This window comes from Bacteroidota bacterium (assembly GCA_039111535.1).
Classification (GTDB): domain Bacteria; phylum Bacteroidota; class Rhodothermia; order Rhodothermales; family JAHQVL01; genus JBCCIM01.
In genome coordinates, this window is sequence record JBCCIM010000037.1 from 1 (window position 1) to 17,344 (window position 17,344).

The 17,344-nt window shown below is 51.9% G+C and carries 12 protein-coding genes; 9 read left to right on the plus strand and 3 right to left on the minus strand.

All coding sequences use genetic code 11. The features are described 5' to 3' along the window. The first annotated feature begins 144 nt into the window (after positions 1–144). Together AAF564_08180 and AAF564_08185 are read left to right on the plus strand one after the other, a co-directional pair. Positions 145–744, plus strand: coding sequence for a hypothetical protein (locus tag AAF564_08180; GenBank protein ID MEM8485514.1), 600 nt, complete (start codon positions 145–147; stop codon positions 742–744). Positions 745–856: 112 nt separating this feature from the next. Then, positions 857–2,128, plus strand: coding sequence for an SPFH domain-containing protein (locus tag AAF564_08185; protein MEM8485515.1), 1,272 nt, complete (start codon positions 857–859; stop codon positions 2,126–2,128). An 84-nt stretch (positions 2,129–2,212) separates the two neighbouring features. Here AAF564_08185 and AAF564_08190 read toward each other — a convergent pair whose 3' ends face one another. Further along, on the minus strand, positions 2,213–3,052 hold the full coding sequence (locus AAF564_08190; protein MEM8485516.1) for a hypothetical protein: 840 nt from the start codon (positions 3,050–3,052) through the stop codon (positions 2,213–2,215). A gap of 605 nt (positions 3,053–3,657) precedes the next feature. Here AAF564_08190 and AAF564_08195 point away from each other — a divergent pair. The 3 genes from AAF564_08195 (at position 3,658) to AAF564_08205 (ending at position 11,245) form a co-directional block, all read left to right on the plus strand. Beyond that, entirely contained in the window at positions 3,658–6,564 is a 2,907-nt protein-coding gene (locus AAF564_08195) for a hypothetical protein (protein ID MEM8485517.1), read from the plus strand. A gap of 125 nt (positions 6,565–6,689) precedes the next feature. Next, the gene (locus AAF564_08200) at positions 6,690–7,925 is read left to right on the plus strand and encodes a mechanosensitive ion channel family protein (protein ID MEM8485518.1); all 1,236 of its coding nucleotides are present in this window, start codon (positions 6,690–6,692) and stop codon (positions 7,923–7,925) included. Then, entirely contained in the window at positions 7,922–11,245 is a 3,324-nt protein-coding gene (locus AAF564_08205; GenBank protein ID MEM8485519.1) for a hypothetical protein, read from the plus strand. The genes AAF564_08200 and AAF564_08205 overlap by 4 nt, the downstream gene beginning before the upstream one ends. Positions 11,246–11,355: 110 nt before the next feature. On the opposite strand, the gene AAF564_08210 is transcribed toward AAF564_08205, so the two are convergent. Next, the gene (locus AAF564_08210; GenBank protein ID MEM8485520.1) at positions 11,356–12,195 is read right to left on the minus strand and encodes an RNA polymerase sigma factor RpoD/SigA; all 840 of its coding nucleotides are present in this window, start codon (positions 12,193–12,195) and stop codon (positions 11,356–11,358) included. Positions 12,196–12,670: 475 nt separating this feature from the next. Here AAF564_08210 and folP point away from each other — a divergent pair, with 475 nt between their 5' ends. The 4 genes from folP (at position 12,671) to AAF564_08230 (ending at position 16,131) form a co-directional block, all read left to right on the plus strand. Beyond that, on the plus strand, positions 12,671–13,483 hold the full coding sequence (gene folP, locus AAF564_08215) for a dihydropteroate synthase (protein MEM8485521.1): 813 nt from the start codon (positions 12,671–12,673) through the stop codon (positions 13,481–13,483). Positions 13,484–13,573: 90 nt separating this feature from the next. Further along, positions 13,574–14,377 (plus strand): diadenylate cyclase CdaA, encoded by an 804-nt coding sequence (gene cdaA / locus AAF564_08220; protein MEM8485522.1) that lies wholly within the window; start codon positions 13,574–13,576, stop codon positions 14,375–14,377. Positions 14,378–14,430: 53 nt separating this feature from the next. Next, positions 14,431–15,093, plus strand: a complete 663-nt coding sequence (locus AAF564_08225) for a protein-L-isoaspartate(D-aspartate) O-methyltransferase (protein MEM8485523.1) — start codon at positions 14,431–14,433, stop codon at positions 15,091–15,093. Between the two features lie 57 nt (positions 15,094–15,150). Further along, complete coding sequence (locus tag AAF564_08230; protein MEM8485524.1) at positions 15,151–16,131, plus strand: aldo/keto reductase; 981 nt, start codon at positions 15,151–15,153, stop codon at positions 16,129–16,131. Here the strand turns inward: AAF564_08230 and AAF564_08235 are convergent. Beyond that, positions 16,126–17,313 carry a phosphopentomutase gene (locus AAF564_08235; GenBank protein ID MEM8485525.1) on the minus strand — a complete coding sequence of 396 codons (1,188 nt, stop codon included), beginning with the start codon at positions 17,311–17,313 and terminating at the stop codon, positions 16,126–16,128. The genes AAF564_08230 and AAF564_08235 overlap by 6 nt on opposite strands. Between the last annotated feature and the right edge of the window lie 31 nt (positions 17,314–17,344).

Genomic DNA, 17,344 nt, shown 5'->3' on the forward strand with positions numbered 1-17,344 from the left:
CGCTTGGCCTTTTTTTATTTAAATCTAATACCTCTAATTATTACGTTTTCTTACGATTATTTGATCTATTCTTGTTCATGAATGCAACGCGCACTATAATTCTTACGTAAAACTGCACAACTTGCTTAAAGACACAATAGATTGATGGAAACTGTATACCTTGTCAGCCTCCTCGTGGGCGGTTTTTTTGTATTGCTCTCCGTTCTTGGAGGCGACTCAGAAGCCGACACAGATTTTGAGGCTGACATGGATGTCGACTTTGATGCTGAGTTAGATGTTGATCTGGACGTATCGTTAGAAACTGACCTGGGTGGCGACATAAGCGCCGGCCCTGGTTTCATCGACTTATTGTCTATCCGCGCCCTCTTCCTTTTTGCCGCGTTCTTCGGCCTCACAGGCTACGGCCTGACCTGGGTAGACACAAACAGCGTCTTCACGCTTGTCGCTGCAATTACTGTCGGACTCCTCGCCGGACTTGGTGGCAATTATGTCATCAAACGGTTTGGCTATGCTGAAATATCGAGCGATGTTACGCTCAACGAATTAAAAGGCAAGACGGGTAAAGTGCTGCTGCCGTTCACTGCTGGTGAAAAAGGTAAAATTAGCGTTGTCGTAAAAGGCCATCAACTCCGCCTTGTTGCCAGGCCACTCGATGATAGCTCTGAAGAGTCGTTCCAGCAAGGCGAAGAGATAGTCGTTGTGCGCACGAAGGACGGCGTTGTCGAAGTTGTAAAACCCACGTGACCTACGGGCCTACTGCCCGGTTTTAGATAAACGTGATTCCCTGACACCGGAGTATTCCGGATACATGCGGGCCTGCTGCTGCTGTAGGCCATAATCGTAAGGAGGTCCATCTATGGAAGCTGCATTTATTATTGCCGGCGCCATCATCTTCATCTTCATGACTATTTTTGGCATTTTCAGGGCCAATCTGAAAATCTGTCAACCCAACGAAGTCCTCATTTTCAGTGGGCGCAATCGTCAACTAAGCGACGGCAGTACCCTGGGCTACCGTGTTATCCGCGGCGGAAGAAGCTTCCGTTGGCCTATCATTGAACAGGTAGATCGGTTGGAATTGAATACCATCCCAATCGACCTGTCCGTTACCAATGCTTACTCAAAAGGGGGCATTCCACTAACAGTTCGCGCAATTGCCAACGTGAAAGTTGCCTCCAACGAGCCTGAGCTCAACAACGCGGTGGAACGCTTACTCGGTAAACCGCTTGGTGATATCCAGGTCATCGCCAAAGAAACCCTCGAAGGTAACCTGCGCGGCGTTTTGGCAACCCTTACACCCGAAGAGGTTAATGAGGACCGACTCAAATTTGCCCGCACCCTGCTTGATGAAGCTGATAACGACTTGAGTGCACTCGGCCTGCAGCTCGACACGCTTAAAATCCAGAGTGTCGAAGACGACCGGGGCTATCTCGATGCTATTGGTCGGCAAAGAACAGCACAAATTATCTCTGCTGCCGAAGTAACAGAAGCCCAGCAGAAGCAGCATGCCCGTCTGGCTGAAGCAACAGCAGACAAATCTATCGCAGAAGCGGAAAACGAAGTGCGTATTGTGAAAGCACAGTTAGCTGCAGAAGCCGAGGCAGAAGAAGCCAAAGTTAGTATTGCCGCAAAAGTTGCAGAGGCGCGCGCCGAGCAAGAGCTTGCTGAGCAGGAAATTACGCTGGCAGAGAAAAGGCAGCGCTCTTCGGTCATTGTGGCTGCAGAAGCAGAACGCATGGCCAAAGAAGAGATTGCCAAAGGTAATGCCGCGCGCATCCTCGAAGACGGCCAGGCAGAAGTGGAAGTGCTGCGCCGCAAACTTGAGCTATGGAACCAGGCCGGCCCAGATGCAGAGCGCCTCTTCCTGATTCAAATGTTGCCAGAAATCATCCAACAGGTTGTGAATACCGTTGATAACCTGCAGATTGACAAAATCACCGTGGTCGATAGCGGCACGGGCGGTAGTGGGGTGCCTGCCGTCTTCAATCAGATTGCGGGCGCTACGCCTGCCCTGCTTGAAAGCCTTAAAGCATCCACCGGTGTGGATATTGCCGGCATGCTCAGTCAGGCCTCTCAAAACCAAACAGGGCCCTCCAATTCTAGCGGGGACCCTACAGGAAATGGTGATTGATGGCATAGCCAACGTTTAATGTGTGACGTGCCGGACAGCCGCAGGCCCCTAACACGGGGCATAACAGCTTGTCCGGCACGTTTTTTAATATGACGTCCGTATCACGCGCGATTGCGCTACGCGTCCTACACCCGTCATGTCAACAGTAAACGATGCGCCAAAAATGTTGTCATCGCCGGCATCAACCACCACCTGGGCTTCGTAGACAGCCGGGCGCACATGGGCGATATCTGCAACAATACGGTCAAAGCCACCCGGGAATACCCAATCAGCTTTGCCTTCAACGCGTTCTTTCAGGTTGCCGCCTGCATCATACAGTTCAAACCATACCTGCGGCTTCACAAGCATGTCTCCTGTATTTACCATCACAGCTTCCAACTGCTTGCTATTACGCTCCCCTTTCACTTTCACCACATTGATAGCTAAACCTGCGTCACCGGTGCCTTTAATTTCCGTTGCAATATCTGTCAAACGGTGCCGGCTGTAAGGGCGCACAAATTCTGAGGCACCCAGCGCAACAACATCAACGGTGAGCGTGCTCCAGTAGGTGCCGGCGGGAGGCTCGGTGTCCATGCGCAGGGGCACCACTACCTCATAAGGCACTCTAGTTACTTCACCAGCGCGAATCGTCATGCGCTGCACTTCATGCGTTACCCATCCGGCATTGGAGCGGTTTATGGTCTCAATTTTATTCCCCCGATCAACAGACGTCAGGGCAGATACCTCATCCTGGTAGATTTTGAGGGTTAGTACAGAATCTGTTTCATTGTGAATCATCACAAAGCCGGTATACTGTTCACCGGGCAGCGCTTCTGCGCGCTGCATGGTTTCTCCTACCAGCGTAATTTGCGCAACCGCATAACCGGGAGCAATGACAAGTGCACAAACCAGCAACATCAGCACAAATACCAATCGATGCTTCATCTTTTTTACCTTTTGGTAAGACAATCGAAAGCAGGCTGTTTATATCCGACACATAGAGGAGGCCTGGAGCTGTCTGCTTAGTTGCGCTGTGGGGATTCGCGCTTCAGTGGGGTCAAAACAGAGTCAGCTACTTACGTAATCGGCAAGAATTGGCGTTTTGTAAGCCCCGACATGCACACAACCCGACTCGTTACACAATCGTTACACAATCATCAAAACCCACGCTCTTGTAAATTAGGGTCGCTTTAATGCCGATTTTCGAGTGCCGAATGCCGAGTGGTTTTCCTTTTCTGCAAAAGACTCGCTATCTGTGCCGTAGTAGTGCAAAACAGAAGCACGGAAATACGAAAACACACAAAAGCTCGATCATGCTTCAAAACCTAAATTCGCCTCACCCCAAACTCCGCTCTCCAAACTCCGCTCTCCAAACTCCGCTGTAACACCTGCCCAACTCACAAACAAAAAAGAATCCATCCCCGTTTTTTCACGTAGACAGGGTTTATGTGTAACACACTGGACGCGGCTTGTATTTTTGCCCATGCATCACAGAGTCTGAGGTCGTATTGGAAACAGCACGTATACAACTAAACCACCGTATTTTCTTTTTGCTGTGCACTTTCCTGGTTGGTTTAAGCATCCAATCAGCGCAAGCACAGGGGTTCTCTTCATTCAACGGACGTAACCACCCTGAACTGGACTGGCAACAGGCTGAAACCGAGCACTTCAAAATCATGTATCCGGCACACCTCGCCGGCATCGAAATGCAGGCCGGCGTAATTGCAGAGACGACATACACGGCCCTCTCACAAAATCTGGACGTCACCTTTGACGAAAAAATCAGGATATACCTGTCTGATGAAGACGAAATCCTGAACGGATTTGCGGTCTCGTTACTCGGATACACCAACATCTGGGTACACGTGAATGACGTTGCAGCTTCCTGGTCCGGTAATACCAAGTGGCTAAGAACCGTAATCTCTCATGAGCTGGCCCACCTGTTTCATGGCAAAGCTGTAAAAAGCCGGCTGGGACTTGCTGCTTATTTCCTCGGAGACCCAATGCCCAGCTTCTGGGCAGAAGGGCTGGCGCAATATGAAACTGAAAAATGGGATGCCAACCGCGGAGACAGGTGGCTGAGAACGGCTGTTCTCGACGACAAACTATCATACGAAGACGGACGATCAATCTGGAATGGCCGGCTGCTCTATGCATCAGGAAACTCACAACTGCGCTTCCTCGCCTCTCAATACGGCGATTCTACCATCACAAAAATCCTCAAACACAGGAAATACGCTGCATTCGGACGGTTTGCGCACCACGACTTTTTCACAGCATTTGAGGATGTAACAGGCCAAGGCTATCGCACCTTTTACGAGGAATGGCGCCGGCACATGAATGTCTACTACAACACACTGGCTGGCCAAATGGAGTTGCCTGACTCCCTCGATGCCAAACCCCTCAAACTGGGAGGCCAATACGTCTACGATATCAAATACAGTCCGGACACAACCCACGCAGCCGTATTGTCGCTCGCTTCAATTAGCCGGCCTGTTGTAAGGCTGCAAGTGATTCATCGGGAAACAGGCACCGCAAAAACGGTTGCTGATGGTAGCATTCGTGCCCCTATCGCCTGGCACCCGGAAGGCCGGCAGTTGGCCTTTACCCGCCGAACCCGTCAGAAAAACGGTGCGCTGATCAACGATCTGTTTGTGACCTCCCGAAATGGCAAGAACACAAAACGCCTGACCCGTGCGCGCCGCGCAAGTGCACCTGCCTTTTCACCAGACGGTACCCAACTGGCTTTTATTGGATCTGCAGGCGGTACCGCAAACGTATTCCTGTACAACCTGTCGACAGGCGAAGAAACGCCACTAACCACATTTACAGGCGATGTGCAGTTGGCATCACTCGACTGGCACCACGCGGCTAATATGCTTGTGGTAGGCAGATTTGATGCAGATGGCGACCGCGACATCCTGCTCCTGAATCCGAAAACGGGCGAAGTAGCCACCATCTCACCAACAGGCACAGATGACCAGTATCCTGTTTGGAGTCCGGATGGCAAACAGATTGCCGTTACTTCGCTTAGTGATCGGGTGCCCAATGTGTTTATCTGGGACCTCGAAACGCGCACTCGCCGGCGGGCAACCAATCTAATCACTGGCGCACAGGCCTTTGACTGGCTGCCGGCAGATTCTTTACATGCAAAGGGCACCCTCATCGTAACAACGAGCGCATCCAAACAACGAGATCGTGCTTACCGTATCGACGCAGCGCGCGTACCTTTTGAGACAGAAATTACTATACCTGCTTCCTATTCACGATGGACAACCCATACGCCAGGTGTAACTATTCCGGCCACCGTCGATGCAGATGAATCGGTTATCACCAAAAGGAGTCCCTACAAGTCAATCAAGAACCTCGTCCACCTGTTTTCTTTTGGGCTACCCTACTACAACAATGCCGACGATTGGGGCGTCATTGGCGCCACCTCGTGGACAGAGCCGCTCGGGCACCACACCTTCGGGGCCACAGCTTCACTTGCGCTCAAAAACACACGAGAAAACAGCTTCCTGCTGGCTACCTACGTAAACAACCAGTTGCGCCCAACCAGTACCTTAAGCGCGTACTCGTTATTGCCAACCGCACGCGCCTATGGCAACAATTATTTGCTTGATGAAGTCTCTGGCGCAGACGTGACGTTTGACTGGCCACTCGACATCGCCGTGAAGCCTTACACAGGTACCCGGCTGGATTTACGGTTGCAATATGCGGCCATCGATCAGTTGAATCCGGAAGATTATGAATCGCTGCCGGCCGGCTTACTGCCCCCGCAGCAAGGAGAAAAGGCGGAATTACGACTAGGGTTCATCCGTAAAAAGCTGCGCCCCTACAGTGGCAATGTTGTCCATCCCCTTGATGGCCGGGGCATCAAGCTCCAGGTTGCAGTGAGTGACAAAATCTTTGGCGGTGATACCCGCTACTTACGGGCAGATGCTGCAGCTTATGCTGTACTGCCAACAATTCTGGCAAACAGGCTGTTTGTCTATGGAAAGGCCACACTACTTAGTGGCAACACCTTTAATCAGGAACGCCCCGGGTTTGCTCGTTTTGATGATATTCAGATAACGGCGCCACAGTTTGGCATCATGGCTTTTTCGGATGCGACTCGCGTACGTGGATACCGGGAATTTGCGTACGGCGATCGCGTGCTCTTTGGCACCGCCGAATACCGCATGCCTGTATTGCCCAGCTTGCAAACCACAATCCTGGGCCTCATTTCATTGCGTCAAACCACCCTCTCCGCATTTATAGATGCTGGCGCTGTCTGGGAAGATGGTGTGCGTATCACGCGGCGTACAGGTGCCGGGATTGAAGCGAAAAATGCCCTTGTGATAGGCGGTGTATTGCAACTTATGCACGCGGTCGGGATTGCACAGCCCACATCCCAATTGGGAACGACTGACGATTATGAGGTTTATTACCGTGTGCGGGCGTCCTTGCCATTTTAGCCCAACTGGCTTGCGATGCGCTACAAACCGCCAGAAATGCACAGTGCCCATCTGTAAAACACGCATTTTTTGCGCTTGGGAGCCGTTTACGGTACCTTGGCTATGATTAATTGATCTTCTTTACCATGCGTTTGACTCATCGCTTTTTGCTAGCGATCCGGGGGGCACTTTTTGTTTTTGTGCTACTTGTAGCCATTGGCTGCGAGTTTATCCAAAACCAATCTACCAGTGGTGCAGATTCCCTCGCCGTAGCTGACTCCAGTCTGGGGGTTGTTATTGACTCCCTTGAAAAGATGGTGCCGGCTCCGCTAGACTCCCTTGTCGCCGAGAACGCACAGGCACAAAACAATGCTCAGGAGACGCCGCCAACACCTGCAGCACTTCCCGATACGCAAACAGTTGCTGTTTCAGCCACACTCCTCGACAGCCTCCTCCACGAAGTATCTGCCCTCAGGTCTGCCGTACAACCAGATACAGCGGGCATAGCCGTCGACCCTGACCTGCAAGACCAACTCACCAATGCTGTAGGCGGCATCCAGAATCTCGGGCGCAACATCTTGCTCTCTATTCTAACGATTCTGCTGTTCTTCTATGTGATCCGCAGCATCTCCTGGACACTGGAACGCTTCTCAGAGCAAAGTGCCACGCGCCGGCTCTTCTTCAAACGACTAGTCCCGATTGTCCGCATATTGATGTGGACCCTCGCAATCTACATTATTCTGATTCACGTTTTCGCACTGAAAGAGAGCCAGCTTATTTCAGCATGGACCGCCATTGGCCTCGCTGTTGGATTTGCCTCACAGGATATCCTGAAAAATATATTTGGTGGCATCATTATCATCATCGACCAACCTTTTCAGGTTGGAGATAAAATAAATATCGGAGGCACGTACGGAGAAGTGACCTCCATTGGCCTCCGCTCGACACGTATTGTTACGCCCGATGACAACCTGGTATCTGTACCAAACGCACAGGTGGTTGAAAGCCAGGTTGCCAATGCCAATGCCGGCGCACTCGATTGTCAGGTTGTAATAGATCTCTATCTGCCCGGCTGGGTTGATGTGATCAAAGCAAAAAACATTGCTTACAATGCTGCGGCAAACTCAAACTACGTGTACCTCGAAAAGCCTATTGTGGTGAACGTGAAAGATGTCTTTAAAGAGACCTTCCTGACCCACCTTGCCGTGAAGGCATATGTTATCGACACACGCTATGAATTTGCATTCGCCAGTGATGTAACGGAGACAGCCAAAGCAGAATTCCAGCGCAACAACATGTTGATTCCGCTAACGAATATGCTGGCTGTAGGGCAGAAAGAATCTGAGAATGGTTCAGTGGACAGCGAGGTTGAGCCCCAATGAGTAACACGGACACGATAGCAGAACCAACATCTCAGACCAACGGGGCAGCGCCAGAAAACTATTGGACTGAGACGCGAGATCAACTGAAGCGTGTTGTCGCCGATGTGCACAATACAACCGTTGATGGTGCTGAAAAACTCGAAAAAAGCATCAGCGATGACCACCTCTCCCCCATACTGGAAGCCTTTGGGAAAGCTGCCGCTGTACACAACACCTTGCAACAGGAAATCAAAACCGCACTGGAGCAAGGGGAAGGGGTCACATGGGAGCAGGTACTGAAATATCGCCGTGGCGCGATGGAGCAAGTACTCAAACCCCTGAACGCCCGGCTCGGCGTCCAGGTATCGGAGCAGGTTTACAAGAGTTTTCTCAAGCTGTTTACCGACCTGCGTAGCAGCATCGCAAACATGCCGGCAACGCAACAAATTCCGGAGCCGCCCAACCTCTTCGCACCAAGTCCTTCAGATGCAGCCTGGACACGCCTGAGGAAAATGCAGGTCCGTAGTGGCAAACACATGCGAGCCGCGCGGTATGGCATTGGCAACGGCTTTCGCAAGCTCGTTGGCCGACCTGCAATCAATACGCCAATCCCTCAACAGGAAGTCAAGCTGCAAGAGTTGCTGCGTTACCATGTAAAGGTACGCGTGCCTAATGTGTTTACAGAGACCTTCAATGCCATTCACGGCTTCCTGACAAAACATATCGCGGCATTTGAACGCGCCCAAACACAATGGACGTACCTTATGCTTGACCTGGAGCTAGAGGTCGCCGAGCCAGATCATCAACTGGATGCACTTGATGCCTGGTTAAGCCTTGAAAAGGCAGCGCAACGGTACAATGACCCCAACTGGGCCAAAAGCCTTTTAAACGCGATTACCGGACTGCACTCGTGTATTGAAGAAATTGCGGCACTCGAAGTCCCGACACTACAGGTAGACACTGGTCTCCTCGAAACTTGCGCGCAAAACCTGTACGTAGATTTCAAGCACAGCGGTACCTTTCTGCTACGCGATCGGGCCATACCTGAATCCAGTGACCAGGTGGTCTCCCAACTTGGGCATGCGACCGGTTTCTGGAAGACCTGGTACCGAGAAGCCAGCAACAGGCTCAATCTGAACACCAAGCTGCACGAATTGCGGGACTTTCTACTCCGCCGGCAAAAAGGATTGCTCGGGTCTATTGCAAAAGCATCCGTTATCCCCATTCTAAAGTCTTTTGACCAACTGCGCGATACGTTTTTGCGGGTACAAGAAGAGGTCATTCAGATTTGCAGTGGCCCTGCCGGTGAACAGGACGAAGCCAAAATCCGTGCTGAATTGGAAGTGCGGCACCAGCAAATCACCGGGCAATTCAAGCGCATTTTAAACGACGTTACCAATTTACTCCGCGCCGGCCAGGCGCTGGAAGAACCCGGCACCGTCTTCTGGAATGACCTGCATCGCTTCATCGAAGGGTTGCCTGAACAGGTAGAAGTACACGAAACCTCGCAGTATCCGATTTCAGAACAGGAATCCATTCACCATCAGTATCAGATAGAGCTTCGGGAAATTGTGCAGTCTGCGCTCCTCAAGTCCTTCCCTGAGCAGCTAACAAAATGCGCCAAAGCTTTGCAAAAAGCGGTAATCCATACCTGGGAAGAGACCCAGCAAGTGGAATACATGGTTGATTATAACATCAAGGCAGCTTTTGCCGAAATGTTGGATGAACAGGAAAAGCAAGACATTACAGATGCCACGCAACCTGCACTTACAGCAGAACCCGACGACCCTGTCGCGCTTGCACAGGAATTGATCACAGCCGGCCTCGGCCGATCCACAGAAAAACTTACGGAGCTTGCAAAAGGCCTGCATGGGCCGTGGATCAACCTGGCCGATAAAGCTTCTGCTGCCATCAAGGTGTACTCTGTTGACATCCTCCATAACGTGCTGGAGGAAGATCACATGAACAACCGGTGGACCAACTTCAAAATGAAGGTCACCAGGTCGTTCAAAAAAATGATACAGTCGGGCGAAAATCAACTATCCCGCTTCCAACAAACCCTTGCCGACGTAGTCAAACGGGGCCGGCGGCGCACCCGGCAGTTAATAAAAAAAGGGCAGACTGCCGTTGGTGTTGTAGACCAAAGCGAAGACCAGTGGCTGTCCACGCTTGATCTGGCATCAGACATTGATACGTTGCACAAACGCCTGCCCCTTGTTTATCGCCGGCTCTTCTCTCTCAAACCCCTGGCTGACCTCGACCTCCTCGAAGGGCGCAAACTTGACGTAGCATTTGTAAAGAAGCATTACGCCCAGTGGCAGAAAAGCCAGACCGGCCCGCTCTTGCTCTCCATGCCCGATGGCAGTGGAAGAACCAGTTTCATGAATGTACTGATACGGTCTATTTTCGAGGGCGCCAACGTTCAACCCATATCCCTGAGCCGGCGTGTACCTGACGACACCGCGTTTGCACACCAGGTGGCCGAAGCCCTCGGCATCCCCGTCTCAGAAGACCTGACCCTCGCATCGCTCGAAGCCCACATTATAGCTACACCGCGCAAACAAGAGCCCCTTGTCCTGGTCATTGATCGCTTTGAGCACTTGTTGCTTTGCTCACCCGGCGGTCACTCGCTGATCGAGCGCGTGCTCATTTTTATGTCGCGTACAGACAACCTGATTTACTGGGTGATCAATGTCAGCGCGCATGCCTGGCATTTCCTGGAAAAAACCATGAGCCCTTCATCCGGCTTCATCTCTGCTTATCGGGTTACCAATTTGCAGCGCCAGGCGCTTGAAGACATTATCCTGAAGCGGCACCACAGAAGCGGAATGAACCTGCAGTTCAGGCCAACCATTGCATCAAAAACGTGGTTGGACTTTGCCAGTCGCGGCTCTGAACAAAGCCAGCAGGACGCTCACAGGGCTGCATTTTTCGACAAGCTTTACCGCCTCTCCGGGCAAAACATTTTGCTGGCCCTCTTGTACTGGCTTCGCGCTGTTGAATTTGACGCTGAAGAAGACACGCTTTTTGTCAACGGCATTCAACCCATCAACTTTTCTTTCCTCGAAACACTTGACCTTCCCCGCGCCTTCACGCTCAAGTCTTTCCTGACACACGGCACCCTAACGCTTACTGAGCACATGCGGGTCTTCAAGCTGAGCGAAACCGATAGTACATTTATCCTGGAATCGCTGCTCAACCTGCGCATCATCGAGCCATCAGGCGCCGGCCTCGAAGACGGCATTCATTTCAGAATCGAAAAAGACCAACCGTACCGCCTGCACCCTCTCATTGTCCACCCTGTACTGGAATTCCTCACCAAGAAGCACATTGTTTATTAGTTTAAGGTTTCGGGAAGGACACCTCCAGCTTACCTTAAACTTTCAACCTTAAACAAAAAAAGCGCAGCCAAAGGCTACGCTTTTTTTAAATTTCAATCCGTCGGATTGAATTACCCAATATGCATCTGGAGTTCTTCCCGACGGTGTTTCTGGCGCAGTTTGCGCAATGCTTTTTCTTTAATCTGACGAACACGCTCACGTGTAAGACCAAAACGCTGGCCGATTTCTTCGAGTGTGAGGGGATGCTCGCGGCCAATTCCGAAGTAGAGGCGTGTAATTTCAGCTTCTCTCGGGTGCAGCAGGCTCAGGGCGCGCTCAATGTCGATTTTGAGTGACTCATCCATCAGCGTATCGTCTGGCGCTGTGTCTTCGTCATCAGGCAGCACATCGAGGAGGCTGTTGTCATCATCCTCATTAAATGGCGCATCCATGGAAAGATGCCGGCCTGTGTGCTGCATGGCCTCGCGAACCTTTTCTACGTCAACTTCGAGTTCTTTTGCAAGCTCTTCGATATTGGGCTGACGTTCATGGGTTTGGGCAAGGCGTGCGCTGGTTTTGCGAATTTTGGAGATGGTGCCGATCCGGTTCAACGGAAGGCGTACCACACGACTCTGCTCAGCGAGGGCCTGAAGAATAGCCTGGCGAATCCACCATACAGCGTAAGAGATGAATTTGAATCCACGGGTTTCATCAAAGCGTTGTGCAGCCTTGATCAATCCATAATTCCCTTCATTGATCAGGTCTGCGAGTGTCAGGCCTTGGCCTTGATACTTTTTCGCAACTGATACGACAAAGCGGAGATTCGCACGCGTTAACTTGTGAAGCGCCTCCTGGTCACCCTGTTTGATGAGACGCGCAAGCTTCACTTCCTCCTCAGGAACTAGCAGCGGGATTTGCCCGATTTCCTGAAGATACTGGTCCAGCATGCGTTGCTGGCGAGGAACGTACATAGGCTTCTAGCGATTAGGTTGTAGCAGTTGTCTGGGGAGTCTATCTCTGTTTTGGATATGTGGCAGGGCCAAAACAAACAGCGCTCAAACCGTAAGCATCTTGGCTTCCACACGCCCGACTTGCTACGATTGTTTCGGCTAGTTGTATATTCTTAGCGACTTTATACGAAAAGGTCGGTATTGGTTCCGCTGATTGTAGCACAAACGCCTGGGTATCCGGGGCGTTCCTTAAACAACTGGTTTAAAAGTGCTTTGGCCAGCGTAGTGGGTATCGTAGCTTTTCCAAGCATCGGCAGAAAGCGGCACGGATTTAAACCGGATCGAAAAATTTATCCCTGCCGGCATACCCGCGCAACACCCGATTGAAAACCAGGAGGACTGGCTAGTGGAATCCACTTCAAACAATAATTTTGCGCTTAATTGCCGGGGGCAGGTGCTCGATTGCAGGCCCGGCCAGTCCCATGGGGCCCATGTTATGGGGATATTGAACGTGACCCCCGACTCATTTTCAGATGGTGGGGCTTACACCGGCACAGATGCAGCCCTCGTCCGTGCAGAACAGATGATCAGTGAGGGTGCCGCGATCATTGATATCGGTGGGGAGTCTACCCGGCCCCGCGGTGCTACGTATGGTGCCGGCGCAGCCATCGTGGATGCCACGGAGGAGCAGCAACGGGTACTTCCCGTCATTGAGGCCATCCGCCGTCGTTTCCCGGAAACCCTGTTATCTATCGACACCTATAAACCGGAAGTCGCCCAGGCGGCACTGGACGCTGGCGCCCACATCATCAACGATGTAACCGGCCTCCGCATTCACCCCGAAATGGCCAATGTCGCAAAAACCTACAACGCACCACTCATCCTCATGCATGCCCTCGGCGCCCCCGGAGAAATGCCCCACAACCATACCTACACAGATGTGGTAAGCGAGGTAAAAGATTCCCTGAGCCATGCGCTTGACATCGGAAGAGCCGCCGGCGTCACACAAATGGTTACCGATCCCGGCTTTGGGTTTGGAAAAAACCCGGAAGAAAACCTGCACCTGCTCAACCACGTTGACGACTTCCTCATGCTGGGCTACCCGGTGCTGGTTGGCGTTTCTCGCAAAAGTACCATTGGTGTTGTGCTAGGCAGCAAAGAAACGCCGGCCCCTGTAGCTGGCAGGCTCTTCGGCACCCTGGGTGCCACCGCCATCGCCGTACTGCGTGGCGCCACCCTTGTGCGTACCCACGACGTGCAACCAACAGTAGAATTCCTTAAAACACTCGCAGAAACCGCTAATGCATGAAACAGCACCTCAGGTGTGCGGTTTACTTTCCCAATCCATTTCAAGACTTACAGTCCGACTCAAATCGAGGTTCATACCTCCCCAGCATCCTTGACGATATTTGATTGGGTCATACCGATTCGCGTAGTCGATCTCATCGAGATTGCCATCGTCTCTTTTGTCCTCTACAAACTGTATTTACTGATGCGCGGTACCATTGCCGTGCAGTTGTTCATTGGTGTGCTTGCGCTATTCCTCGTAAAAATCCTCGTGGAATCTGCCAACATGACCATGCTGCGTGTTCTCTTCAGGCAGTTCAATGAAGTATTTGTATTGGCTGTAATTATCCTTTTCCAGCCAGAAATTCGCCGTGTCCTGTTTATTCTGGGGAAGAACAATCCGCTCATGCAGCGCTTTGTTGTGACGCCGGCGCAGGAAGGCATGATTACAGAAGTCCTTTCAGCAATTAGCGAAATGTCGCAGCGGTGCATTGGCGCCCTGATTGTTTTTGAACGATCCACCGGATTGCGCAACTACATCGAAACGGGCACCCTCCTGCAATCAAAAATTAGCCGCGACCTGCTCGTCACCATTTTTTACGCACAGAATCCGCTACACGACGGTGCCCTCATCATCCGCAATCAACGCGTAGAAGCTGCACGCTGTATCCTCCCGGTATCCAACAGCATGCGCATGAGCCCATTGCACGGCTTGCGGCACCGCGCCGCTGTGGGGTTAACCGAGCAAACAGATGCGTTTGTAATTGTGGTTTCGGAAGAAACGGGGCAAATTTCCATTTCAAAAAACGGCGAACTCATTTCTAATTTGACCGTCGAGGAGCTGCGTACGTACCTTACAGAAGCGTTAACTATACTCCCACAGGCAGAAGAAACCCCTAGCACCCCCGAAGCCTGACCCCTGGAGCGGCTAACGCTCCGTTACCCCGAGCCGCACAAACCCGCGTACCGTTGCAAAAAGAAGATCGTAAGTACTCCCGCCTCAAGGCCCGCCTGGTCGATGAATTGCGGGAAAAAGGTATTGAGCATGAAGGTGTCCTGAAAGCGATAGGTGCCGTCCCCCGGCATGCGTTTGTCGAGCAAGCATTCCAGCAACGCGCCTATGAGGACGAGGCCTTGCCCATAGGTTTACAGCAAACCATTTCTCAGCCATTTACGGTGGCGTATCAAACCGCCATGCTGGATCCTAAGAAAAATGAACGCGTCCTCGAAATCGGCACAGGCAGTGGATATCAGGCAGCCGTGTTATGCGAGATGGGTGCACAGGTCTACTCGATCGAGCGGCATGAGGCCCTGTACCAGCGCGCCAAAAAGCTCCTGTCTTCGCTGCGATACCGCGTGGTCTCCAAATGCGGCGATGGCACCCTTGGCTGGCCAGCCTTTGCACCTTTCGATAAAATCCTGGTTACGGCAGGAGCGCTCGGCGTACCTGAAGATGTACTCAAACAACTCGCTGATCCGGGTGGCAAACTGATCATCCCCGTTGGCAACAGAGATGGCCAGGTGATGAAACAGGTTGTTCGTACGGGCCCCGAGACCTACCAAGAAGAAGATACACGCGCGTTCCGATTTGTACCGCTGATTGGCGAAGGAAAATTACGCAACAGCAGATAACGTTTCACCGTCACCCCACCGGTGCCGGCAAGCATTTATACCTCCTGGAATAAACACATGGAATATACAAGACTGGGCAAAACGGGCCTTACCGTTTCTCGTATCTGTTTGGGATGTATGACGTTTGGCATCCCCGATCGCGGCCAACATCCGTGGACGCTTGATGAAGCAGCAAGCCGGCCCATCATCAAGCGCGCACTCGACCTCGGCATCAACTTCTTTGATACGGCAAATGCGTACTCAGATGGCACCAGCGAAGAAATTGTCGGCCGTGCCCTCAAAGACTTCGCCCGGCGTGAAGAAGTGGTGATAGCTACCAAAGTTTTCTTCCCGTTAACAGACAAACCCAATGTCGGCGGACTCTCTCGCAAATCGATCATGTACAACATCGATGCAAGCCTGAAACGCCTGGGTACAGATTACGTGGACCTCTACCAGATTCATCGCTGGGACTACGAGACGCCCATCGAAGAGACCATGGAAACGCTACACGACCTCGTAAAGGCCGGCAAAGTGCGCTACATCGGCGCCTCTTCCATGTATGCATGGCAGTTTGCCAAAGCGTTGCACACGGCTGACCTGCATGGTTGGACGCGCTTTGTATCCATGCAAAACTATCTTAACCTGATCTACAGAGAAGAAGAACGCGAAATGCTGCCGCTCTGTGAAGCAGAAGGCATCGGGGTAATCCCCTGGAGCCCACTTGCCAGAGGGAAGCTAACACGGGATTGGGATGCCACCACCAATCGACAGGAATCTGATGAGATCGCCAAAAAACTATACGCTGATGTTAGCCAGGCTGATCAGGATATTGTAACCAGGGTAAAAACCATCGCCAACAAACATGAGGTATCGCGCGCGCAAGTTGCACTTGCGTGGGTATTGCAGCAAAACGGGGTAACGTCGCCCATCATTGGAACGTCAAAAATCAGCCACCTGGATGATGCCGCGGCTGCGCTGTCACTGACATTGGATGCTGAAGAACTGGCATACCTCGAAGCACTGTACTTGCCTCACCCTATCGCCGGCCACTCATAATCCTGCCACCTTATCCTTGAAAGATTTCCCAGGCCCCACGTAAGGAGCCTGGAAATACGCAGCAACCGTTGCTGCATGGTCAGCAAAAGTAGCCATCAAGCCAAGATCAACACCTTCGCTACCAGCCTGATAACAAAGCGCAGGGACGTATTCCCGGCTATGGTCGGTACCTGGTGTTGTAGGGTCGTTGCCGTGATCTGCTGTTATAAACAACACACTGTCATTATCTGGCAAAGCAGCGCATAGCGTTGGCAAAGCCGCATCAAAAGCTTCCAGGGCACGAGCAAAGCCATCCGGATTATTTCGATGGCCGTACTCCTGGTCAAAATCAACCAGGTTTACCCAAACAAATGTGGGCACATCCGGGTCCGCCTCTGCCAAAATTTGTAACGTGCGCTGAATACCTTCAGCATTGGACTTTGTCTTGTAGCTTACATCAAATCCGATAGCACCAAACAAGTCCGCTACTTTGCCAATGGAGATGGTCAGCACGCCATGCTCCTGCAAAACCGATTGCAGCGGCGGTGCCGGCGGCAGCATCGAATAGTCTTTGCGTTCTGCAGAAACCCGCTGGTAGGCGCCGGCAGTGCCGACAAAGGGCCGAGCAATCACGCGCCCAACCCCAAAGGGCCCCACGCAAATCTGATCGCGCGCAATGTCGCATATCCGATACAGTTCATCAAGCGCAATTACGTCTTTGTGGGCCGCGATCTGGAATACACTGTCTGCTGATGTGTATACAATAGGCTGTCCGGAGGCTTCATGGGCAGGGCCAAATTCATCAATAATCGCCGTCCCGGATGCGGCACAATTCCCCAGCACTTCATCGTATCCGGTAGCAGCAAGAAACGGCTTGATCAGTTCATCAGGGAAGCCATCAGGAAAAGTAGGAAAAGGCGACATTAGCTTAATACCAGCGAGCTCCCAGTGTCCCGTGGTACTGTCTTTCCCAGCTGAGACTTCCTGCATTTTCCCATAAGATCCTAACGGGGCAGTTACCGCCACCACGCCGGCAAGTGGCGCAATATTGCCGAGTCCCATGTTTGCAAGATGTGGTAAATGTGGATGTGCAACTGCGCACACGTGTCCCAGGGTATGGCTGTCTTCGTCGCCGTATCGGTCAGCATCTGGTTGTGCCCCAATACCAACGCCATCCAGCACAATGGTTAGAAACACGGGCATGAAGGTTTAAGGTTTAAGGTGAATGTATACT

Excerpts from the sequence above, each read along its gene's own strand:
- AAF564_08190 (MEM8485516.1), bottom strand. The coding sequence starts at position 3,052 with ATGAAGCATCGATTGGTATTTGTGCTGATGTTGCTGGTTTGTGCACTT.
- AAF564_08235 (MEM8485525.1), bottom strand. The coding sequence starts at position 17,313 with ATGCCCGTGTTTCTAACCATTGTGCTGGATGGCGTTGGTATTGGGGCA.
- AAF564_08210 (MEM8485520.1), bottom strand. The coding sequence starts at position 12,195 with ATGTACGTTCCTCGCCAGCAACGCATGCTGGACCAGTATCTTCAGGAA.
- AAF564_08230 (MEM8485524.1), top strand. The coding sequence starts at position 15,151 with ATGGAATATACAAGACTGGGCAAAACGGGCCTTACCGTTTCTCGTATC.
- AAF564_08200 (MEM8485518.1), top strand. The coding sequence starts at position 6,690 with ATGCGTTTGACTCATCGCTTTTTGCTAGCGATCCGGGGGGCACTTTTT.
- AAF564_08180 (MEM8485514.1), top strand. The coding sequence starts at position 145 with ATGGAAACTGTATACCTTGTCAGCCTCCTCGTGGGCGGTTTTTTTGTA.
- AAF564_08205 (MEM8485519.1), top strand. The coding sequence starts at position 7,922 with ATGAGTAACACGGACACGATAGCAGAACCAACATCTCAGACCAACGGG.
- AAF564_08185 (MEM8485515.1), top strand. The coding sequence starts at position 857 with ATGGAAGCTGCATTTATTATTGCCGGCGCCATCATCTTCATCTTCATG.
- folP (MEM8485521.1), top strand. The coding sequence starts at position 12,671 with ATGGGGATATTGAACGTGACCCCCGACTCATTTTCAGATGGTGGGGCT.